This is a genomic window from Cohnella xylanilytica (assembly GCF_014212175.1).
Classification (GTDB): Bacteria; Bacillota; Bacilli; order Paenibacillales; family Paenibacillaceae; genus Cohnella; species Cohnella xylanilytica.
Genome location: NZ_JACJVR010000086.1, coordinates 25,307 through 44,993, shown reverse-complemented (window position 1 = coordinate 44,993; position 19,687 = coordinate 25,307). Strand labels below are relative to the sequence as shown.

General features: G+C 63.7%; 21 protein-coding genes. 4 read left to right on the top strand and 17 right to left on the bottom strand.

The genetic code is table 11. The features are described from left to right. Positions 1-133 precede the first annotated feature (133 nt). Positions 134-1,294, bottom strand: a complete 1,161-nt coding sequence (locus H7B90_RS22415; RefSeq protein ID WP_185138133.1) for a YhcN/YlaJ family sporulation lipoprotein — start codon at positions 1,292-1,294, stop codon at positions 134-136. Positions 1,295-1,468: 174 nt separating this feature from the next. Here H7B90_RS22415 and H7B90_RS22410 point away from each other — a divergent pair, with 174 nt between their 5' ends. From H7B90_RS22410 to H7B90_RS22395, 4 genes are all read left to right on the top strand, one after another. Continuing rightward, the gene (locus H7B90_RS22410) at positions 1,469-2,467 is read left to right on the top strand and encodes a ketoacyl-ACP synthase III (protein ID WP_185138132.1); all 999 of its coding nucleotides are present in this window, start codon (positions 1,469-1,471) and stop codon (positions 2,465-2,467) included. Between the two features lie 107 nt (positions 2,468-2,574). Beyond that, on the top strand, positions 2,575-3,300 hold the full coding sequence (locus H7B90_RS22405; protein ID WP_185138131.1) for a glycosyltransferase family 2 protein: 726 nt from the start codon (positions 2,575-2,577) through the stop codon (positions 3,298-3,300). An 18-nt stretch (positions 3,301-3,318) separates the two neighbouring features. After that, the gene (locus H7B90_RS22400) at positions 3,319-4,401 is read left to right on the top strand and encodes a glycosyltransferase family 4 protein (RefSeq protein WP_185138130.1); all 1,083 of its coding nucleotides are present in this window, start codon (positions 3,319-3,321) and stop codon (positions 4,399-4,401) included. Then, on the top strand, positions 4,395-5,783 hold the full coding sequence (locus tag H7B90_RS22395) for a glycosyltransferase family 2 protein (protein ID WP_185138129.1): 1,389 nt from the start codon (positions 4,395-4,397) through the stop codon (positions 5,781-5,783). Before H7B90_RS22400 ends, H7B90_RS22395 begins: the two co-directional genes overlap by 7 nt. 68 nt (positions 5,784-5,851) lie before the next feature. Here the strand turns inward: H7B90_RS22395 and H7B90_RS22390 are convergent, their stop codons facing one another. The 16 genes from H7B90_RS22390 to H7B90_RS22315 form a co-directional block, all read right to left on the bottom strand. Continuing rightward, on the bottom strand, positions 5,852-6,616 hold the full coding sequence (locus H7B90_RS22390; protein WP_185138128.1) for a glycosyltransferase: 765 nt from the start codon (positions 6,614-6,616) through the stop codon (positions 5,852-5,854). Then, entirely contained in the window at positions 6,613-7,572 is a 960-nt protein-coding gene (locus H7B90_RS22385; RefSeq protein WP_246578424.1) for an SDR family oxidoreductase, read from the bottom strand. Before H7B90_RS22385 ends, H7B90_RS22390 begins: the two co-directional genes overlap by 4 nt. Next, entirely contained in the window at positions 7,563-8,435 is an 873-nt protein-coding gene (locus H7B90_RS22380) for a dTDP-4-dehydrorhamnose reductase family protein (RefSeq protein ID WP_185138127.1), read from the bottom strand. Before H7B90_RS22380 ends, H7B90_RS22385 begins: the two co-directional genes overlap by 10 nt. After that, positions 8,432-9,415 (bottom strand): SDR family NAD(P)-dependent oxidoreductase, encoded by a 984-nt coding sequence (locus H7B90_RS22375; protein ID WP_185138126.1) that lies wholly within the window; start codon positions 9,413-9,415, stop codon positions 8,432-8,434. Before H7B90_RS22375 ends, H7B90_RS22380 begins: the two co-directional genes overlap by 4 nt. Further along, a complete protein-coding gene (wecB, locus tag H7B90_RS22370) occupies positions 9,408-10,493 on the bottom strand; it encodes a non-hydrolyzing UDP-N-acetylglucosamine 2-epimerase (protein ID WP_185138125.1) in 1,086 nt (361 codons plus the stop codon). Before wecB ends, H7B90_RS22375 begins: the two co-directional genes overlap by 8 nt. A gap of 4 nt (positions 10,494-10,497) precedes the next feature. After that, positions 10,498-12,042, bottom strand: a complete 1,545-nt coding sequence (locus H7B90_RS22365) for a glycosyltransferase family 4 protein (protein WP_185138124.1) — start codon at positions 12,040-12,042, stop codon at positions 10,498-10,500. Further along, positions 12,039-13,217 (bottom strand): CgeB family protein, encoded by a 1,179-nt coding sequence (locus H7B90_RS22360; RefSeq protein ID WP_185138123.1) that lies wholly within the window; start codon positions 13,215-13,217, stop codon positions 12,039-12,041. The genes H7B90_RS22365 and H7B90_RS22360 overlap by 4 nt, the downstream gene beginning before the upstream one ends. A gap of 23 nt (positions 13,218-13,240) precedes the next feature. Continuing rightward, positions 13,241-14,344, bottom strand: coding sequence for a CgeB family protein (locus H7B90_RS22355; protein WP_185138122.1), 1,104 nt, complete (start codon positions 14,342-14,344; stop codon positions 13,241-13,243). 178 nt (positions 14,345-14,522) lie between these two features. Next, positions 14,523-14,834 carry a FliH/SctL family protein gene (locus H7B90_RS22350; protein ID WP_185138121.1) on the bottom strand — a complete coding sequence of 104 codons (312 nt, stop codon included), beginning with the start codon at positions 14,832-14,834 and terminating at the stop codon, positions 14,523-14,525. Between the two features lie 40 nt (positions 14,835-14,874). Further along, positions 14,875-15,168 carry a hypothetical protein gene (locus H7B90_RS22345; protein WP_185138120.1) on the bottom strand — a complete coding sequence of 98 codons (294 nt, stop codon included), beginning with the start codon at positions 15,166-15,168 and terminating at the stop codon, positions 14,875-14,877. Continuing rightward, positions 15,158-15,475, bottom strand: coding sequence for a hypothetical protein (locus tag H7B90_RS22340; protein WP_185138119.1), 318 nt, complete (start codon positions 15,473-15,475; stop codon positions 15,158-15,160). Before H7B90_RS22340 ends, H7B90_RS22345 begins: the two co-directional genes overlap by 11 nt. Continuing rightward, a complete protein-coding gene (locus tag H7B90_RS22335; RefSeq protein WP_185138118.1) occupies positions 15,472-15,804 on the bottom strand; it encodes an alpha-helical endospore appendage domain-containing protein in 333 nt (110 codons plus the stop codon). The genes H7B90_RS22340 and H7B90_RS22335 overlap by 4 nt, the downstream gene beginning before the upstream one ends. 65 nt (positions 15,805-15,869) lie before the next feature. After that, positions 15,870-16,157 carry a nucleoside-diphosphate sugar epimerase gene (locus H7B90_RS22330; RefSeq protein WP_185138117.1) on the bottom strand — a complete coding sequence of 96 codons (288 nt, stop codon included), beginning with the start codon at positions 16,155-16,157 and terminating at the stop codon, positions 15,870-15,872. Between the two features lie 350 nt (positions 16,158-16,507). Beyond that, entirely contained in the window at positions 16,508-17,896 is a 1,389-nt protein-coding gene (locus H7B90_RS22325; RefSeq protein WP_221482134.1) for a glycosyltransferase family 2 protein, read from the bottom strand. 29 nt (positions 17,897-17,925) lie between these two features. Beyond that, positions 17,926-18,954, bottom strand: coding sequence for a GT-D fold domain-containing protein (locus H7B90_RS22320; protein WP_221482133.1), 1,029 nt, complete (start codon positions 18,952-18,954; stop codon positions 17,926-17,928). Beyond that, on the bottom strand, positions 18,951-19,676 hold the full coding sequence (locus tag H7B90_RS22315) for a sugar phosphate nucleotidyltransferase (protein WP_185138116.1): 726 nt from the start codon (positions 19,674-19,676) through the stop codon (positions 18,951-18,953). Before H7B90_RS22315 ends, H7B90_RS22320 begins: the two co-directional genes overlap by 4 nt. Positions 19,677-19,687 lie beyond the last annotated feature (11 nt).

Here is a 19,687-nt window from a genome sequence, read left to right as displayed (position 1 = left end):
CTCAGCCTTCCCATTCCGGATGGCGGGCATACCCCACGCACCCGCGGGGATTCGTTCGCGAACGTCGCCAAAAAAAGCCCTCGAACGGGCTTCGTCCGTTCGGGGGCCGCTTGTCGGGCCTGCCGTCTTCCGGTCAGCGGGTCGTGCCGAATCCCGGATGGCGGGAAGGGGTCGTCGACGGGTAATAGGACGGTGCGGTCTTCGTATGCAGACCGGTGCCGGTGCCGGCCGCCTGCGGGAATATTCTCTCGACGAGAGCATTGAACTCCGTAATCATTCCTTGAATCGGGTGTCCCCGTCCGAAGTCGGCCGCCATGCTCTGCAGCCGGCCGTAGAAGTCGGCGTTCGCCGAGACGAATACGTTGTTGACGCCGGGAGCCATGCCTTTGACGACGTCGGCCACTTTGTTCTTCAGCGCGTCCGATACTTCCACGCTGGAGGCTCCCGCCGTTCCGGTGCCATAAGTGCCGGTGCCGGCCGTCCCGGCTCCATGATGAGTACCGGTCGTCCCGGTCGTTCCTGCGCCAGGAGGAGTAAATCCGGTCGTTCCCGTTCCATGGCGCGTACCGCCAGCGCCCGCCGTTCCCGTCGTTCCTGTCGTGCCCGTCCCGGTTCCCAGAGCGGAATAGCCGCCGTAGGCACCGGAATTGTTGACCGTATAACGCGAACCGTCGCGCATTCCCGTTCTCGGAACCGCGCTGCCCACGCTCTGGGAACGGTAGCCCGCCCCATGATGCCGGGTTCCCGGAGTCGCCAGGAATTCGGTTCCTGCGACGCTGTACGGATTCACGCCGGATACTCCCCCTCTGGCACGGGCGCCCGGATGAACGGTTCCGTCCGTCCGATGGGCGGCGTTCGGATGAATCGTCGTGCCCGGATCCGTCGAATTCGGCCGAACCGCCGCGTTCGGACGATGGGCCGCGTTCGGGCGAGCTCCGGCGGCGTCGCGTCTTTCGACGATCGCCACATAGGCGTTGTTGTTCGTCAGCGCGACGTACGCGGATTTGATCTCCGGCAGCTCCGCCAGCTTGTTCGCGATCGTCTGGCTCAGCTCCAGATTCGAGGCTCCGTGCCGCCCGGTCACGTTATTGTTCATCTGCTGGGTGCCATGGATCCGGTTCCGCTCGTTCGCCCCGTCGTTCGCGAACCGGGTGCCGTTTAGCCCTTGCCCCTGCATTCCGTAGCTGTTCGGCCGTATATTTTTGTTGCCCACGTCGCCTTGTTTGGACATACAGCCCGATAATGCCAACGCGGTCGAGAGGACAATCGTAGATACGGCCACGCTTTTACGCATCGTAACCCTCCTTGGCAATAGACTCGGCGTTGCCCGCCATGCTTAAGATGCCCCGCCGATATCCGAATATCCGCGAGGGAGAGTATTGACAGCCGCGGGGTTTACAACTATGATGAGATCAATTCCAATTTAGTACCTGATACTAGAACCTAATAATAAAGGAGCTCGATCCTTATGGATTTTCCCATTCAAGAATTCATGTCCAACGGAGCTATCACGGCGATCGGCAGCTACGTTCCCGAACGAAGGCTGACCAACGAAGACCTGTCCGCCATGGTGGAGACGAACGACGAATGGATCGTGCGCCGGACGGGAATCCGGGAGCGGCGCGTGGCGGCCGAAGGCGAATTCTCCAGCCATCTGGCCGCGAAGGCGGTCGAGGACTTGCTCCGGCGCTACCCGACGGAGACCGCCGATATCGACGCCGTTATCGTCGCCACCACGACGCCGGACACTCCCTTCCCCTCCGTGGCCGCTCGCATCCAGAACGCCTTCGGGATCCGTTCCTGCCTGGCGTTCGATATGAACGCCGCCTGCGCCGGCTTCGTCTCCGGCCTGCAGATCGCGAACGGCCTTCTGCTGACCGGGGCGTACCGCAAGATTCTCGTCGTCGGAGTCGAGACGCTGACCCGGATAACCGATTATACCGACCGCTCCACCTGCATCCTGTTCGGGGACGGAGCGGGCGCCGTCCTCGTCGAGAAGGCGGAGCAGGGGACGTTCCTGGCGTCGGATGCCGCGACGGACGGTTCGGGAGGAGGGTTCGTCTACGCGTCCGGCCTGTCCAAGGAATGGAACGGGCTGCCTCTGGAAGGCGACGGCAAGATCGTCCAGAACGGACAGGAAGTATACAAGTGGGCCGTCACCCGCGTTCCCGAAGGAATTCGCCGCATGCTCGGGAAGGCGGGACTGACCGCAGACGAGCTGGACTGGTTCGTTCCCCACAGCGCGAACCTGCGCATGATCGAGGCGATGTGCGAACGGCTCGGGCTGCCGCCGGAGAAGGCGCTGCACAGCGTAACCGCCTTCGGCAACACGTCGGCCGCTTCCATTCCGCTGGCGCTCGATCTGGCGGTGAAGGACGGAAGACTGGTCCCCGGTCAGCTGGCGGCCCTCTATGGATTCGGGTCGGGCCTCTCGCAAGCCGGCCTCCTGCTTCGCTGGACGATATAACCGGTTCCGTTAGGAACCAAAATCAGGCCGATGACGAGGTTCAACCGTCGTGTCGGCCTTTATCCTGTCCACGTACACTGGTATCATCCCACTGCAGGAGGCCAGCCATGACGTTCGACAGATCCAATCCGTTGGTCAGCATCGTCATTCCCTTCTACAACTGCCCCTTCGTCGATCAGGCCGTCGCTAGCGCCTTGGGGCAGACCTACTCGCCGATCGAAGTTCTCGTCGTCGACGACGGATCGACGATGCATCAGGAGAAGCTCGCCCCGTATTTCGGCCGCATCCACTACCTGGGCAAGCAGAACGGGGGAACCGCGAGCGCCCTCAATCACGGCATCCGGATGTCTTCCGGCGAATATATCGCCTGGCTCAGCTCGGACGATCGCTTCTATCCGGACAAGATCGCCCGCCAGGTGGCGTACATGAGGCGGCATAACGCCTTGATCAGCTGCACGGACTTCGACTTGATCGGCGTTCACAACGAAGTTCTGATGCGCTCGCTCGCCGTCAAATTCCCGTCCGTCAGAGACCTTGTCAGCGCCCTGTTCACGTTCTGCCCGATCAACGGATGCACCATTATGATGCACCGGTCGGTGCCCGAGCGTCTCGGCTTCTTCAACGAGCAGCTGGCTTGCACGCAGGATTACGAGTATTGGCTGCGCGTCTTCCTGGCGAATATCGACTTCCACTTCATCAACGAGACGCTCACCGCCTATCGATGGCACGAGAACATGGGAACGCGAACCCGCAAGGATCAGGTCGACCGCGAGTTCGCGATGGTCCGGGACCGGTATTCGCCGCATCTGAACGCGCTGCTTCAAACCTTGTGACGAATGGGGTTGGACATCATGCCGACGCGCGTGCTGTTCGTATTCGTGCTCCCCAGCGGGGGAGTCGACACGCTCAACCGGATGCGGATTCAAGCGCTGGCGGGTCGGAACATCGAGGCTCATCTACTCTACTTCCAATCGGGCAGCGGGTTGCAGAATAACGCGGGCAACAAGGTGTTCTACACCGGGGAACCCGCGCAGATCGGACGGATTCTGAGCGAGGGGCGCTATTCGGCGATCGTGGTCCTGTCTTTTTTTATGCAGCTCAGCCTGTTCCGCCAACTGGGGTTCCAGGGTCCGATTATCTTCGAGATTCAAGGGTTCGGGCCCGAGAACGTCGCCCGCGACACGCTTCTGGCCGCCGCCCCGTTCCTGGGTCCCTACGCCGACGCCTTCCTGTACCCGCACACGCCCCACATCGGCCGGATTCTTCGGGAAGGCTATCCGCACAAGCCGATGTTCGCGTTCAACAATCCGTTCGATGCCGATTCGTTCCGATACCGGAAGAACGACGGGTATCCCCGTCCGGTTCTGGCGTGGATCGGAAGACTCGAAGCGAACAAGAACTGGCGGGACTTCCTTGCGATCGCCGCGAAGGTGATGGACGACCGGCCGGACGCGGAAGCCTGGATGTTCAGCGACCCTTGGCTCGCGGAGCACGGAGAGCACGAGAAGCTGGCGGAACGGATCCGGGCGCTCGGCATCGAGGGGAAGGTTCGCCAGCTTCACAACGTTCCCCATAACCGAATGGCGGGGCTCTATTCGCAAATCGGCGATTCGGGAGGAGTGCTGTGCATGACTTCGCAAACCGAAGGAGCCCCCTACGCCGCGCTGGAGGCGCTTAGCTGCCGCTGTCCGGTCCTCACGACGGATTCGGACGGCGTTCGCTCTTCGCTTCTGGATGGCGTTACGGCTCTTTATTACGACCACGGCGATATCGACGGGGCGGCCGCGAAGGCGCTTCGCCTCATGCGGGACCGCCAGCTTCGCTCCGCTCTGGTCCGGGACGGGGAGAAGCACGTTCGCGAAAATTTCACGCTGGAGCAGTACGCGGATCATTTCGTCCGGATGCTCGGCGCCTTGGGGGTGTCCGCATGCTGACGAGCATCGTCATGCTTACGCTGAACAACATGGACCAGACGGTCGCCTGCATTCACAGCATCCGCGCCTTCTCCGATTCCCCGTACGAGCTCATCGTCGTCGATAACGGCTCGACGGACGGGACGGTCGGTTGGCTGTACGAGCAGCCGGACGTCCGCCTGATCCGCAACGGGACCAACGTCGGATTCGCCGCCGCTTGCAATCAGGGAATGGCCGTCGCCCGGGGGGACGTCTTCCTGCTTCTGAACAACGATACCCTGGTCTCCCCCCGATGGCTCTCGCAGCTGCTGGCCGCCCTGCTCTCCGATCCGTCGGTCGGCATCGTCGGCCCCGTGTCCAACTTCGTCCTGCCGATGCAGAAGCTGCCCGAGAGCTACGGAAGTCCCGAGCAGTTCTTCCGGTTCGCCGATGGGTTCAACCGGCACGACCCGTCCCGGTGGCGCGTCGCCACCGCCCTCTCCGGCTTCTGCATGATGTTCCGCCGCTCGACCTGGGAGAGACTCGGGAACCTGGACGAACAGTTCAACGTCGGCGGTTACGAAGACATCGATTACGGGTACCGGGCGATGAAGGCCGGCTTGTCCTTGCGCATCGCGGGCGACACCTTTATCCATCACGAAGGGAACCGCAGCTTCAACGCCAACCATTACGATATGTACGCGATCGCCGGAGTCAACCGTAGGAAGTATATCCGCAAGTGGGGCTACAACCCGGAGCGGCTTATCCTTCAGCTGGATCCCGGCTTCCTTCCCGGCATTCGCATGCAGGCCCACCCGCATCACGAGCCCGATCCCTTCGCGATCCCGAGCGGCTGGTACGGCACCGCCGCGAACGGCTGCGTCTACCGGGTCGAACGCGGCGTCAAGCGGCCGATCGCGTCGTACGACGATCTGCTCCGCCTGAACCTGTCCATGGACCGGGTCGCCCTCGGGGCGCACGATCTGCTCGCCGGACTGCCGGAAGGAATCCCGATCCGTCCGCTGAGCGGCATGCTGAAGGACTACCCCGACGTCTTCATCGCATCCGATCCTTACGGCGGCTTCCATTCGATCGCCTACGGAATCCGGTATCCCTTCCGGGATATGGGCTCGATCCGCGCCTTGGGCCTCCGTTACGAGGACGCGGTGCCTCTCGGCTTGGAGCAGATTCATTCCTTGCCCGAAGGATGGCCGATCCAGGGGGACGCCTGGGAGGAACACGAGCTGATGGATCATGTTCTGTACGCCGGTCCGGACGGCGCCTTCTATTACGGCGAAGGCCAGCGTCTGAGGAGGATCGTCAGCTCCGGCGCGTTCGGGCGTTACGGCTGGCGGCCCGAGAAGGCCGTCCCGCTGCCTCCGCACGTGTTGCACCGGAGTCCCCGGGGCGCGGATATCGCCTAGATCCGCCAAGAAGGCTGCCGGCCCGGGGGAAGCTTCGCCGGGCCGGAAGCCTTCTTACGAATGGCGGATCAACGCGGCTTCGAACCGGTTCGCCGGGCGGTGGCCGTCCGGGGCTCCAGCGCGTCCAGCAGCATCCGGACCCGTTCCCGGTACCCTTCGCGCACCCGCCGGAATTCCCGCTCGATCTCGCCGCCGTGACGGATCGTTCCCATGGCCGGATGCCTCCTGTATTCCGTCAACGGCTCATTCAGGTAAACGAGCGGATACCCGGACAGAATGCAGCGCAGCCAGAAGTCGTAATCGTGGGTATACGGCAGCCGCTCGTCGAACCCTCCGAGGCGATCGAACAGCTCCTTCCTCAGCATGACCGTGCAGCCGTTGACCACGTTGCCCTTCAAGAAGGATTCATAGAACCGGTACATGCTCCCGAATGCCAATTGCACGGCCTTCCCGTCGGGCGCTCCCCGCTCGTCGATATGGCGGAAGGCCGTATGGCTGATCCAGGCCCCCGTCTCTTCCATGAACTTGACCTGCTTCGCGACCTTCTCCTTCGCGAACCGATCGTCGGAGCTCAGCCAAGCCACGTACTCGCCCGACGCGTGCCTCATTCCGTGATTCAGCGCGCTGGCCGTGCCTCCGTTGGCCTTGCCCAGCAGGTGTATCCGGTTCCGATAGGGCAGAAGCCTCTCCGAATGCATCGTCGAGCCGTCGTCGACGACGATCAGCTCCACTTCCGGATGCGTCTGGGCCAGAACGCTGTCGACGGCCTCCCCGATATAAGGATCGTTATAGAACGGAATAACGACGGTCACGCGCGGCCCGGCTCTATTCATTCGGCTCTCTCCTCTCTTCGTTCGCGATATCGCCCGCGTTCCTCTTCCAGCGCGTCGCGCACCGATTCGGAGAACGGGATCGCCGGAGACCAGCCGAGCGAACGGACGGGCGAGCAATCCCGCGGCCTTGGCGACTCTCCGGCCGCGGCCGCCGAACCGACCTCCCAGTGAAGGGGCACGCTGGCGATTCTTCCGAATTCGGCGCGGATCTCCTCCAGCGACCGCATCGTTCCCGACTCGACGGCGTACGGCATTCCGGCCTGGCCCTCCCGAAGCAGAATCTCGTAGGCGTTCACGGCGTCGCGGACGTCCAGATAGTCCCTCCGCTCCGTCAGGGAGGACAAGCGAAAGGGCGGAACCTCCGAAGCCGTAGAGGATCCGCCCCGTTCCGCCTGGGCCGCCCAGCGGGCGATCTTGCCGCAGATGCCGCCGCTGCCCCCGGGACCGATCAGATTGGAAGGCTCGGCCACGACGACCTCCATTCCGTACCACCGATGCCAGGCCAGAGCGGACGAGACTTGAACGAACTTGCTGTACGAATACGGATGGGGACACGATTCCGGCGGTTCGCGCAGCATGGAGCCGACGACGAGCGAGCGGCCGTCCTTCCGGCGCTCGCGCATCGCCTCCAGCAGGTAGACGGTGGACAAGGCGTTGACGGCCAGCGTCAAGTCCGGCTCCCTCCAAGAACGGTCCACCGCGTTCTGCCCGGCCAGGTGCAGCAAGGCGTCGGGAGAGGTCTCCCGAATCAAGCCGCGGACCGCCTCCCGGTCGGTCAAGTCGCAGCCGGTCCAGCGGATCGTCTTCGCGCCGCGGGGAGCGGCCGTCTCCTCCGGCAGCAAGCCCCTTCCGGAAGCGACGGCGACGACCTCCCAGCCGGCGTCGGCGAATCTCCTGCACGCATGCCGGCCGGTGAATCCCGTCGCCCCGGTGATGAGCACCCTCTTCATTCCCATGCCGAACGCTCCCATTCCCTCAATTCTCTCAGCATCGTCGGATAGTCCGGCGGCCGGTAGCCGAATCCGCTGGCCGTCGGCAGCAGCGTCCGGTCGATCGCCGGCTCGTCGGAGGGCTCGATCGTCACGTCGTTCTTGTCGTAGACGGAGCGGATCAGCGTCAGAAGCTCGTGCTTGCTGACCGGCTCCGGCGCGGTCAAATGAACGAGGCCGCCGATCCCGGGCCGGTCGATCGCCCAAGCGATCGCCTTCGCGAGCTCCAGCGTCGTCACTCCGTTCCAGGGAACCTTCGCGTAGCCTCGGACGATTCCCGTCTGGCCGAGGAACCACTTCATGAGCCCGATGCCGCCGTCCCGGATCTCCGGACCGATGATCGAGGTTCGGATCGTCAGGTGCCGCGGGTCCTTCACCTCTCCCATCGCCTTGGAGCGGGCGTAGACGGTGCGCCCGTCGGGGCGCTCGGTCTCCCCGTAGCCGCCCCGATCGCCCGAGAACACGCAGTCCGAGCTGATGTGCACGAGCCGGGCCCCTAAGCGTTCGCCGACGTGCGCCAGCCAATGGGGAAGCAGCCCGTTGACGACGTATGCGTCGAGGGGCCGGTCTTCCGCCTGGCTGTTCAGTACGCCGACCGCGTTGACGAGGACTTCCGGCTTCTCCCGCTCGATCAGCTCTTCGGCCGCGCGCATGTCTCTCGCGTCCAGCTCCCGAACCGGGATGTCCGGCGGCCATCCCCGCTTCCCGGATGCCGGCCGCGAGGCGGTTCCCGGCCGCACCGCGACCGTCACCTCGTGGCCGATCTTCCGCAGGTAAACGGCCGCGAGGTGCCCCGCCATCCCATAGCCTCCCAGAACCAGGATTCTCATGGCAGGAAGCCTCCGCGAACGAGCATCTGGCGAATCTCTTCCTTCGACATGAGCGATTGGCTGGAGCTGAAGCTGTCGAAGTGAACGGGCGGATAGGACGAGTACCATTCGCGCAGCCCCGGGATGTCGAGCGTCGGAAGAATGACGAGATATTGATCGTCGTAGACGACCGTATTGAGACTCTCGTATTCGGTGAGCAGTATCTCGTGGATTTTCTCCCCCGGGCGCACGCCGGTCTCGACCATCTCGACGTGCTTGCCCATCGCTTCCATCAGCACGTCGGCCAGATCGACGATTCGGCAGGTCGGCATCGTCATGACGAAGATCTCGCCTCCGACGCTCTCGACGGTCGCTTTGAACAAGAGCTTGATGGCATCCTCCAGCGTCAGGAAGAACCGGGTCATATTGCGGTGCGTCAGACTGATCTGGTTCTTGTGGGCGATCTGGTTCATGAACAGGTGGATGACGCTGCCGTTCGTCCCGAGAACGTTGCCGCCCCGCACGCAGACGAACTTCGTGTCGCTCTTGAGCAGATTGGCGTAGACGATAAGCTTCTCGCCGATCGCCTTCGTCATGCCGTAGAAGTTGGAAGGGTTGGCCGCTTTGTCCGTCGAGATGTTGATGACCCGCCCCACCTTGTTCTCGATGGCGGCCTCGATCACGTTCTGCGTGCCGATCACGTTCGTCTTCAGCGCTTCGTACGGTTGGTCCTCGCAGACGGGCACATGCTTGAGGGCCGCCAGATGGAAGATGAGATCGACTCCGGCGCACGCCTTCGACAAGGCCTCCTTGTCGCGGATGTCGCCGATGCAGAAGCTGATGCGAGAATCCTCGAAAGTCCGGTTCATCGCCACCTGGCTGGATTCGTTGCGCGAATAGACGATGATCTCAGCGGGATTAAGAGGAAGCAGCTGCCGCACGAGCTCATAGCCCCACGACCCGGTGCCTCCGGTCACCAGAATTCGCCGTCCTTCAAACATCCGTATTCCCTCCAAGCAGAAATTTGGCTACCTTGCGGGAGACGTCCGCGTCCAGGTACCCTTCCGGGGGCGTCCACCCGCCCGACAGAGATGACATAACCCGGACGGCGTCGGCGATCCGCTCGGCCTTCAGGCCGGTTACGACGTTGCTCCCGCAATCGACCGTCTCCGGCCGCTCCGTCGTGCGCCGCACCGTCACCGTCGGCACCTGGAAGATGCAGCATTCCTCCTGCACCGTGCCGCTGTCCGTCAGCACGCACTTCGCGTGTCTCTCCAGTTGGACGAAGTCGAAGAACCCGAACGGCTCGTGGAATTCCAGCAGCGGATGGGGTGCCTCCGAGCCCTGCAGGCGGGAGCGGGTCCGGGGATGAACGCTGCAGACGATCCGAAGGCCCTCCCTCTGGGCGGTCAGGCGCAGCCCCTCCAGGATCTGGGCCAGATGGGAAGGGACGTCGACGTTCTCCGCCCGATGTATCGTCGCCAGCAGATATTGGCCGGGCGTCAGCTTCAGCCTCTCGAGAACGTCGCTGCCCTCGATCCGGCTCCGGTAGTGCTGGAGCACTTCGTAGATCGGGTTGCCGGATCGGAAAATACGCTGCACGGGGAAGCCTTCCCGAAGCAGGTTCGTCTTGCTGTTCTCCGTATAAGGGAGGTTGAAGGTCGAGACGGCGTCGATGACCCGGCGGTTCTTCTCTTCCGGAACGCTCAGGTCGAAGCAGCGATTGCCCGCCTCCATGTGAACGACCGGGATGCCCATCCGCTCGGCGATCAGCGCGCACAGGGCGCTGTTCGTGTCGCCGAGGACGAGCACCCGGTCCGGCCGTTCGCGCAGCAGCACGTCCTCCACGGCCTCGAAGGAAGCGGCGAGCTGTCCGGCCAGCGTCGTCTTGCGGACGTCCAGCTTCACGTCCGGCGGACGGAGGCCGAGCTCCTCGTAGAACACCCCGTTCAAGCTCCAGGCGAAGTTCTGGCCGGTATGCACGATGACGTGCTTCGCGGCCCGTTCGTCCAAGATCCGGGTCAGCAAGCTGAGGCGGATCACTTCCGGCCTCGTGCCGAGAATGGTTACGATACGCACGGTCTCACCTCCTGTCGCTTCGTCGGGTTCGTCTGCGGCCGCGTCCCCGCCGTCTCGCCTTGCCTTTGCGCTTCGAGCCTCCGGATCGGCGCCGGGCGCCGGCGCGGGTTCCGGCCCGGCGGCGGACCCGCCGCCTTCGGGATCGGGACGCGCCCTTGCCCTTCGATTCCCGCTCCGCGCCGGGATGCGGCATCGGCTCCCCGTAAGGGAGCATGGCCAGCCTCTCGTCCGAGAGCTCCGTCACGTCTTCGAATCGGAAGCCGTGGGCCAGGAACGCTTCCGCCGAAGGGAAGGGCCGCTTGCGGCCGTGCTCGACCCAATACACGGCGGGGCCGCTGCCCTTGACGAGCGACGGAAGCTCCTCTCCGGCCAGAGGCAGCGAAGCCGCGAAGGCTTCCAGCTCATGCCGGAACGCCTCGACGCCGAACAGCTCATTCGCCTTCTTGGCGCTGCGCCGGCCGACGGCCTCCCGCTTCTCGTCGTCCTGGAGCAAGGCCGCCGCGACCTTCGACAGGCCCTCGACGTCACCCCGCTCGACCAGATAATCGCCGTTGTTCGTCGCTTCGTGAATCTCGGCCAGTCCCCCGGACGCGAAGGAGACGACGGCCTTGCCGAACATCATGCCTTCCAGCGCGGCCATGCCGAACCCTTCCGCGACCAGGCTCGGAACGACCACGAGATCCATCGCCGGATAGACGTATTCGATCCGCTCGGCGAACCGCACCCAGGCGACCCGGTCGGACAAGCCGGCCTTGCGGACGAGCTCCTTGCATTCCAGCATGTAGTCGTCATCCGTCGGATTGCCGACGACCAGCAGCCGGACCCGGGAATCGGAGGCGGCCGTCGGCAGAAGGGCTTGCAGGAACTCCTTCAGCCCTTTGTTCGGGTAGATGGTGGACGCGATATAACCGGCGACCCGGTGCTGCTCCCCCCAGCCGTGGCTGCGGCGGTGCCGCAGCCGGTTGAAGGCCCAGCTGTCCGGGAGCAGCTCGTCGCGGTTCAAGAACGGCGACAGCACCGTCGTCTTGTGCGACAAGTCGGGGTCGTTGAACGGCGACAGCACCGTGCGGGAGATGCCGACGATCCGGTCGCTGTGCAAATCCACCACGCGGGCCGCTTCATGCCGGTGAGAGCCGTCCATGATCGTCTCCATCAGCGCCCATATCGTCGGAATGCCGAGAGCCTTCGCCGCGATGGCGGGCAGCGGATGCACGCAAGTGTTCACCCACACGTACGACGGCCGCTCGCTCCTAAGCAGGGAGACCAGCCTCTCCCACGCGGAGGACATGCGAAGGTCTTGAAGCTCGCTATGAAGATGGGGCATCGCGACGTACATCGCGATGCTGAGCGGAATGTCGAGCACCCGGACCTCGATCCCGTGCTGCCGGGCGGCGTTCGCGATGGCGCCTTCCTTCGGCACGACCAGCACGCAGTGGAACAGCCGGTGCATCTCCTTCGCTAGCGACAGCAGCAGCTTCTCCGCGCCCGTGTAATAGACCGGGCTGCAGATATGGGAGAACAGCATCAACTTCGGCCGGTGAACGTTCATGCGGGAACCAGCGCCAGATCGAGCAGCTGCGACAGCCGGCTCGTATAGGAGTGATCTCTCAACGTTCGGTACAACGCGCGAAGGGCGATTCTCTCCCTCTCCTCCTCGTGGGCGAGATAATATTCGACCTTACCCGCAAGCTCCTCGATCGACTGATAGGTGACGATCTCCGTGCCCGGCTCGTAGAACTGCGTCAGATCGTCCCGATGGTCGACGATCTGAAGGGTTCCGCAGGCCGAGATCTCGAACGTGCGCGGGTTCGGGGATACCGCCGTGATTCCGGCGCCGTTCTTGTTGAACGTCTCGTCGTCATGGGCCCGATGAACGTTGACGACGATCCGGTGGGCGTTGTAATATTCGGCCGTCTCGAGCGGAGTCATCCACTTCCCTAGCTCGATCCGCTCCTTCCACTTGCCGTACTCCGGCAGCCGGTCCCACCACAGACCGGATAGGCGGAAATTAAGAGACTCGATGCGGGGCAAGAGCTCGTGGAAGATCGATACCCGGTTCCAATAAGCCGTGCCGATGAAGCAGAGATCCCCCCTCAGCGCCAGCCGCGGATTGCGCGGACGGTAATAAGCGGGATGAACGCCGAGAGGCAGATTGTATACTCGCTGGCAGCCTAGCTGTTGATAGAAGGGAAGGCAGTTGCGTTCCAAGGTGAATATGTGGTCGTATAGGGGGGCGATCGTTGCGGTGACGTCGGTGTAGTAGGGATCGTCCGTGAACCAGATGGCGGTCCGAACGCCCTGCAAGCGCAGCTGCTGCACTTGCTCCGCCGGGAATTCCATGCCGTCCAGGACGAGAACGAGGTCCGGTCTATCCGCTCTGGCCATGGCGGCGACGTCGTCTCTCGGGGACGCGATCGTCACCCTCTCCGCGAGGCCCAGCAAGGTCGTATGAATACCTTCGTCCAACGGACTGTACGGGTAGCTCTTGCCCGAAGTGACGTACAGGACGTGAATCGGACGGCGCATGGCCGGCGCTGTCGCCGCCTGCACGATCGCTTCGCAGCGTCCGTGCCAATGTCCGTGCTTCCACCCCAGAGCGGCGCCGTCTCTTCTTCCGAGAAGATAGTCGGACCTCTCCGTCGGAATCGGCTTCCGGGCCGCTTTCTTCGCCTTGGCGATCGCACGAAGCGGTTCGATCTTGGGATACTTCTTGTTGGTCGGCATTGTCGCACCTCCGCTCTGGATGGTTATCCGTTGCCGCTCTCCATCGCCTCAAGCAGCGTACCGATCCGGTGCAGGAACGTATGGTTCCGGTACGTGCGCCTGAAGCTCCGGGCGGCCATATGCAGCCTCTCTTCTTCGTTGCCAAGATAGCGATCGATGAGCGCGATCAGCTGCTCGGACGATTCGAACGTCTCGATCTCGCTCCCGATGCTGTACTGCTCGGGCAGCTCGCTTCGGTAATCGGTCAATTGCAGCGCTCCGCACGCCGCGATCTCGTATGTTCTCGGATTGATGGACTCGGCCGGCCAGTTGAGGGAGTTCCGATTGTCCGAACCCGCCTCCGTCGTCCGGTGGACGTTGATGACGATCTTGGCTCCGTTGTAGTACTTGGCGGTCTCGGGAACCGGAATCCAGCCTTCCCGCACGAACTTCGCAAGCTCCGCGTACCGCGGCATGCGGTCCCACAGCTTGCCGGCGATCATCACCCTTTTGTCCTGCAGGTAATCCGCCAGCTCGTCGAACAGCTTCACCCGATTCCAGAAGGCGATGCCGATGAAGCAGATATCGGTCCGGTATTCGGTCGGAACGTACATCGGATGGAACAGCTGAGGATGGACCGCGAGCGGAAGATGATGCACTTGCCGGCAGCCCGCCGAGCGGTACAATTCCACGCAGGTTCTCTCGTGGGTAAACACCAGATCGTAATTCAGAGCGATGGACGGCGTCTCGTCGGTGACGTAAGGGTCGTCGACGAACCAGATCGCCGTCTTGATACCGAGGCCGCGGATCCCTTGAATCTGCTCGAGATGATCCGGCGGGAACACATGAAGGCCGTTCATGACCAGCACCGCGTCCGGCCGGGCCGTCTCCGCCGTCTGTCGCATCCGGTCGGCCGGGGCGACGATAAGCTGTTCGACGTTCTGCTCAAGCGCCCATATCATTCCTTGGTCGATCGCGTCGAAGCCTTGGGGCACGTACATAAGCCTCAGTTTGCTGCGCTGGATCGGGAGAACGGTGCGTTCCGTTATTCCCTGGCAGGCACCTACCCGCCAGCCGTCGAACCATCCCAGGCGGTAGCCGGCCCGCCGTTCGCCGTTCGCCGGATTCTCCCTGCGTTTGTACCGCATCGTCATCACCCAGATTCAATATATGCGCCCCTGGTCTTATGGACATGGATACTTACCCGTCCGCAAGAGCGTATAATAGGGCGGGTTGCCGAGCCGCCGCCAACGCGAACGAACGCCCGGCCGACGTATGTCGGCGGGCGTTCGGCCATGGAACCTGTCGATTCGTAACGGTCGTTCGTCATCCCTGCAAGGCGAATTCGCGGCCTTCCTCGAGCCCCTTCGCGAACCCGGCGTTGAATCCCTCGTTGTAAGCGTCGTCGAAGCCCTGGCTGTACGTTCCGGCGGGCGGCCGGACGCTCCTCTTGGCAAGGGAGACCCGGCTTCGCCCGGACGCCTTGCGGCGAAGGGCGGAACCCGCGGCTCTGCTCCTGCCTTTGCCCCTGATTCCGCCTGCGGTCCTCTTCGGCGCGGCGCGCTTGCGCTTCGAGGGACTCGTCTTCGCGCCAACGCGGCTTCCTCCACGGCGTTTGACGCTCTTGCGTCTCTGCATTCCCGATCCCAACCTTTCGATTCTGCTAGGCGCCGCGGCGCTAGAATTGCTGCTCGTAGGCCAGCTGGTGGCCGTCCTCGAAGCCCTTGGCTAAGCCCGCGTTATAGCCGTCGTTGTAGGCCTGGCGGGCGGCTTCGGCGTAGCCGGCCGGCGCCGGCCCTTGAGCGGGAGCGCGGGCTCCGGTCCGCCTTCGGGACGGACGGCCGGCGGCTCTCCCGCGGATCCGTCCCGCCCTTCCCCCGGCCGCCGACGTCTTCCCGCCCTTCCGCGCGCCGGCGCGGCCCGCCGAGCGCTTCCGGGAACCTGCCGTTCGCCTCGTCCGATTAAGCTTCAACGGGAATCACCTCCCGCTCCTCCGTCATGGTCGCCGCCCAGAGAGGGCTGACGCTCCGCGCCAGCCAGGGCCGTGCCGGCTTCCCGGCGACGGGAGGACGCCAGGACGTTCCCGCGACGGCCCCGAGCAGCGCTCCCTGCAGATTGGTCAGCACTCTCGCGTGCTCGCGCAGAGCGGCGGCGGCGGACTCGCTGCCTTCCGCGACGTCGGCGACGCTCTCGAGCATCCGGGCCAGCGCTGCCTGGCTGCGCGCGATCGATTGGAGCAGATCGAGCTTCACTTCCCACTCTTTTCCAAGCCGGCTCATAATTCGCTATCGCCCGTATTCAGCCCTTCCATCAAGGAACCCATGCCGGCGTCGTCGCCCTCCGGCTCCAGAATCGCCTTCATGTTCCGATTCAGGCCGTGGCACAGCTTCGTCAGGCCGTCGATCAGTTCCACGTTCTGCTCGTGGATCTTGAGAGAGGTCGACAGCTGGTCGGAATGGGCGACATAGGTATCTCCCGTAATGTGCGTAAGCAGCCAGTTCCTCACCTTCTCCGCCTCGGTCGCCTTGGCTTCGAGAATCATGGCCGTGTTCCACTGCAATTTGGCAAGAGCATCCAACGTCAGATGATAAGCTTGCTCGCGGTTCATCTTCCGCCCCCTCCTTTCCCTTCGAGTTCGCGCGAGAAGCCCGGCTTAGCGATTGGAGCCCGGTGTTATTCCTCGTCCGTGTCGGCGACGGCTTTAACGAGCTGCGTGAGGCTGTCCGCCATCGCCTCTTGAAGGTCCGCGAGGCTGTTGACGTAAGCGATGACGCTCTTGGTCACCTGCGAGGATCCGTCCAACAGCCCCTCCAACCCGTCCAGCTGGGGGTGCTCATCCGGTAAAATGTGCACCATCTGCGCCATTCGCACGGCTACCTGGCGCTTGGCGTCCAAGATTCTGGCCATCTGCTGATGAGAGTGCGACAGATGGACGACGATCTCCGTCATTAATTCCTGCATGCGCCCGTCCCCCCATTCTTCGCGAAGTCGGCGCCAAGGGCTCGCGCCGTCATGTCTTCTACAACATATGCCGCCCGGCGGCGCTTGCCACTGTCTCGGCGGCGGAACCCTTCTCCCGGGCGCTTGGAGGGGGGAATCCGGAAGGCGGATCGTCGTTCTCGCTCCTAATCGATTATGTAAACGGTTCCGCATTCTCGCATCGGAACCTCGGCCGCCAGGCGAGCGCCCGGCCGCCCGCCGGCCGCCGCAACGAAGAAGGTCCGGCGGGCGAAGCAGCGGCCGGACCTTCTCTGCGGGAACGGCCGATCCGAACAGTCGCGCGGAGAAGGACGCACGGAGCACGGCGGCTTTTACAAGGCTTGCCGAAGCTGCGGCGGAGCGATGACCGGCAATCCTTCCTCGAATTCGGCTAGCTCCTCCGGCTCGATCTCGCGGAAGGGCTTCTCGTGCAGATGCCACCCCTCCAGGGCCGAAGGGCTGATGACCCGCCGCGCCGTTCTTCCCCGGATCAGGAAGATAGCCCCGCCGGGCAGGCGAACGAGCCCCTGCGGCTCCCGGTTCGGCCCCTCCGTCGCGAGCCAGCGGCGCTCCGCCTCGACGGCGGAGATCGGTTCGGCCGCGGGCCAACGCTGAATATCCACCATCGAGAGCCGCGCGATCGGAATCGAGAGCACGCCCTCCACCGGGCGGCGGACTCCGCCGTCGATCCAGTAGACGGTCGCCCCGAGACCTTTGACGGCGACTCCGGACGGGAAGAGCGCGGCCATGTCGTAGCCCGATCGTCCGGATTCGTCCGTCAACTGCAAAATCCGGTGTATCCATTCGTAAGGATTCAGCCATTTGTCCAGGAAGTAATGCTGATTCCGGTCGTTCACCAGCATGAACCGGTCTCCGAGCGCCTTCATGCTTACGCTGCCGTAATGATGGATAAACGTGTCCCGGGCGATAACGAGGCTTCTGCCCAGCATCCGGACGCGGATGCAGAAGTCGTCGTCCTCGAAGTTCCCGAGCTCGAAGCCTTCGTCGAAGTAGCCGACCTGGCGAAACAGCTCCCTGCGGAACAGTACGCAGAAGCCGACCAACCGGTCGGTGCGCCGCCAGAGGGCAGGGTTCGACCGGTTGAACTCCCTCGCGAAGGCGGGCATATCCCGGATGTCGGCGTACGGCACCTCGATCTGCTGTTCCCCGCTGATATAGTTGGTGACCGGTCCGACCATGCCGATTCGCGGGTCGCTGTTCAGGCAGGCCAGCAGGTTGTCGAGCCACCTCTCGGCGACGACCGTGTCGTTGTTCAGGAGGACGATCGTGCTGCCCTTCGCCATCATGAGCCCGACATTGACCGCGCCGGAGAAGCCCTTGTTGGCTTCGAGCGTCCGGTATCTCACCTGCCCTCCGAGCATCTGCAGGTACGAAGCCGTCCCGTCGGTGGAGGCGTTGTCCACGACGATGATCTCGTAAGGAAGGTCGGTGTTGTCCATGATGCTGGCGATGCATTGCCGGAGCATATCGAGCTGATTGTACGTCGGGATGACGATGCTCGTTCCTTCGAAGCCCGTCGCGAAGCTGTGCAGCCCGGCCTGCACGCCTTCCCGATAGCCCTCTCCGAAGCCTTCCTCGAACCGCTTCGCGACGGTCGCCGTTCGCGTCTTCCCGCGGCCGCGCGCGCGGGCTCGCCGGGATGCCGGAGGGCGGGCGGACGCCCGGCGGGTACGGGGGCTCGAAGCCTTAATGACCTTCATGTCGTTCACCTCTTCTGGTCGAATGTCCGCTATCCCCTTCGTCCGCTCGGACCGACGCCCGCGATCCGGTTCGCCATATGGCCGAAGTCGATCGCCGCCTTGCCGGTTCTCCCGACCAGATGGACGCAGATCGGCACGGCCGCGATGCCCGCGGACACCAGGGCCAGATCGAAATCGTACGACGCGGCCTCCTCGACGACGCGGTGCAGATCGTTCATTCCCCGGACGGGACTGACCGCTCCCGCGATCGAGACGCCTTGGGAGGCCAACGCCTGAGCCAGCTCCCGCGCGACGTTGCCGATCACGAGAACGCGCCGGTCCTGCATGAGACGGTGCAGATAGCCTTGCTCATGCAAGGAATAGTTAATGGTAGAAGAAGTCAGCCTCAGCGTCTCCGGCCGAATCCCGTAAGCGTTCCATATGGCGAACAGCAGCGGTTGGAAAAAAGGCTGGCGGGACTGAGGCACGCCGACGAGCGAAGCCAGCCTCATAGACGCCGCCAGCTCGTCTCTCGCGCGCAAATCCGGCGCGTCCACTCCCGCGTAGGCCAGAAAATACCCTTGCCTCCGCACTTCGTCGGGAGGAAGGACGGTGTCCTGCGCCATCGTCAACAGCTCCCCGTCGCCCAGCCGGACGAGCGCGTACGGCTGCTTCTCCTTCAGCATCCGCTCCGCTTCCTCGTAGACGGCCGCCGTGCTAAGGAGCGGAATGGCTCTCGGACGGAGCGCTTCGACGCCGGCGGCCAACACCTCGTCCAGCGTCAGGTTCGGGATCAGAAGGTCCGGCGGCAGATGGGCTTCCAGCAGCCCTTCGCCCCCGGCGTACACTCCGTCCCGGTACCCTTCCTCGTAGCCTCTTGCGGCCGGTCCTTCCGGGAGAACGATCTCGGCGGGAACGGTCTCCGCGAACCGGTTCCTTCGGCTCCGGCGCCCGTCGGCGCGCCGGTAGGAGGCAGCCGTTCGGCGAGTCGGTCCCGCCCTTCGTCTCAAGCCGCCCTTGCGGCCTTTCGGTTTGCCTCGCCGAACGTTCGGGACGGAGGCGGCTGTCGATTTGTTCATGGCAACGTCCCCTTCAGTCTCCGGCCAGCCTCCTCGAGCGAGTCGAACGTTCCGGCATCCGTCCACCAGCCGTCAAGCACCTGGTAGCCCAGTCTCCCTTCGCGAGCGTACACGTTGTTGACGTCCGTGATCTCCAGCTCTCCCCGATCGGACGGATGCACCTTGTCGATGATCTCGAAGACGTCGGAAGGATAGAAATACATGCCCGTCACGCAATACGGCGACAACGGATTCTCCGGCTTCTCTTCGATGAAGGCGATTCGGCCGCTTCCTTCTTCCAGCTTCGGAACGCCGTATCGCCTCGGATCGTCCACTTCCTTGAGAAGAACCATCGCCCCGCTTGTCTGCCGTTCGAAGTCTTCGACGAAGGGACGGAGGGACTGCTCGAAGAGATTGTCGCCCAGCAGGACGACGAACTTCTCTCCCTCTGCCATGACCGGGCGGGCCAGCTCCAGCGCTTGGGCGATTCCGCCGGCCTCCTCCTGCACCCGGTAGACGATCGATACCCCCCAGTCCCTTCCGCTGCCGAGCACCTCCGCGAAGGCTCCCAACGCCAATCTCGTCGTTACGATTACGATATCCCGGATTCCCGCTTCCCTCAGCTTGGCGACGCCGTAGCAGATCATGGGGTAGTGGCCGACGGGAAGCAAATGCTTGTTGGTCCAGAAGGTTAACGGCTTAAGGCGAGTTCCCGTCCCCCCAGCCAGTATGACTGCCTTCAACGAACACCCTC

Excerpts from the sequence above, each read along its gene's own strand:
- H7B90_RS22415 (WP_185138133.1), bottom strand. The coding sequence starts at position 1,294 with ATGCGTAAAAGCGTGGCCGTATCTACGATTGTCCTCTCGACCGCGTTG.
- H7B90_RS22410 (WP_185138132.1), top strand. The coding sequence starts at position 1,469 with ATGGATTTTCCCATTCAAGAATTCATGTCCAACGGAGCTATCACGGCG.
- H7B90_RS22405 (WP_185138131.1), top strand. The coding sequence starts at position 2,575 with ATGACGTTCGACAGATCCAATCCGTTGGTCAGCATCGTCATTCCCTTC.
- H7B90_RS22400 (WP_185138130.1), top strand. The coding sequence starts at position 3,319 with ATGCCGACGCGCGTGCTGTTCGTATTCGTGCTCCCCAGCGGGGGAGTC.
- H7B90_RS22395 (WP_185138129.1), top strand. The coding sequence starts at position 4,395 with ATGCTGACGAGCATCGTCATGCTTACGCTGAACAACATGGACCAGACG.
- H7B90_RS22390 (WP_185138128.1), bottom strand. The coding sequence starts at position 6,616 with ATGAATAGAGCCGGGCCGCGCGTGACCGTCGTTATTCCGTTCTATAAC.
- H7B90_RS22385 (WP_246578424.1), bottom strand. The coding sequence starts at position 7,572 with ATGGGAATGAAGAGGGTGCTCATCACCGGGGCGACGGGATTCACCGGC.
- H7B90_RS22380 (WP_185138127.1), bottom strand. The coding sequence starts at position 8,435 with ATGAGAATCCTGGTTCTGGGAGGCTATGGGATGGCGGGGCACCTCGCG.
- H7B90_RS22375 (WP_185138126.1), bottom strand. The coding sequence starts at position 9,415 with ATGTTTGAAGGACGGCGAATTCTGGTGACCGGAGGCACCGGGTCGTGG.
- H7B90_RS22365 (WP_185138124.1), bottom strand. The coding sequence starts at position 12,042 with ATGAACGTTCACCGGCCGAAGTTGATGCTGTTCTCCCATATCTGCAGC.
- H7B90_RS22360 (WP_185138123.1), bottom strand. The coding sequence starts at position 13,217 with ATGCCGACCAACAAGAAGTATCCCAAGATCGAACCGCTTCGTGCGATC.
- H7B90_RS22355 (WP_185138122.1), bottom strand. The coding sequence starts at position 14,344 with ATGCGGTACAAACGCAGGGAGAATCCGGCGAACGGCGAACGGCGGGCC.
- H7B90_RS22350 (WP_185138121.1), bottom strand. The coding sequence starts at position 14,834 with ATGCAGAGACGCAAGAGCGTCAAACGCCGTGGAGGAAGCCGCGTTGGC.
- H7B90_RS22340 (WP_185138119.1), bottom strand. The coding sequence starts at position 15,475 with ATGAGCCGGCTTGGAAAAGAGTGGGAAGTGAAGCTCGATCTGCTCCAA.
- H7B90_RS22335 (WP_185138118.1), bottom strand. The coding sequence starts at position 15,804 with ATGAACCGCGAGCAAGCTTATCATCTGACGTTGGATGCTCTTGCCAAA.
- H7B90_RS22330 (WP_185138117.1), bottom strand. The coding sequence starts at position 16,157 with ATGCAGGAATTAATGACGGAGATCGTCGTCCATCTGTCGCACTCTCAT.
- H7B90_RS22325 (WP_221482134.1), bottom strand. The coding sequence starts at position 17,896 with ATGAAGGTCATTAAGGCTTCGAGCCCCCGTACCCGCCGGGCGTCCGCC.
- H7B90_RS22320 (WP_221482133.1), bottom strand. The coding sequence starts at position 18,954 with ATGAACAAATCGACAGCCGCCTCCGTCCCGAACGTTCGGCGAGGCAAA.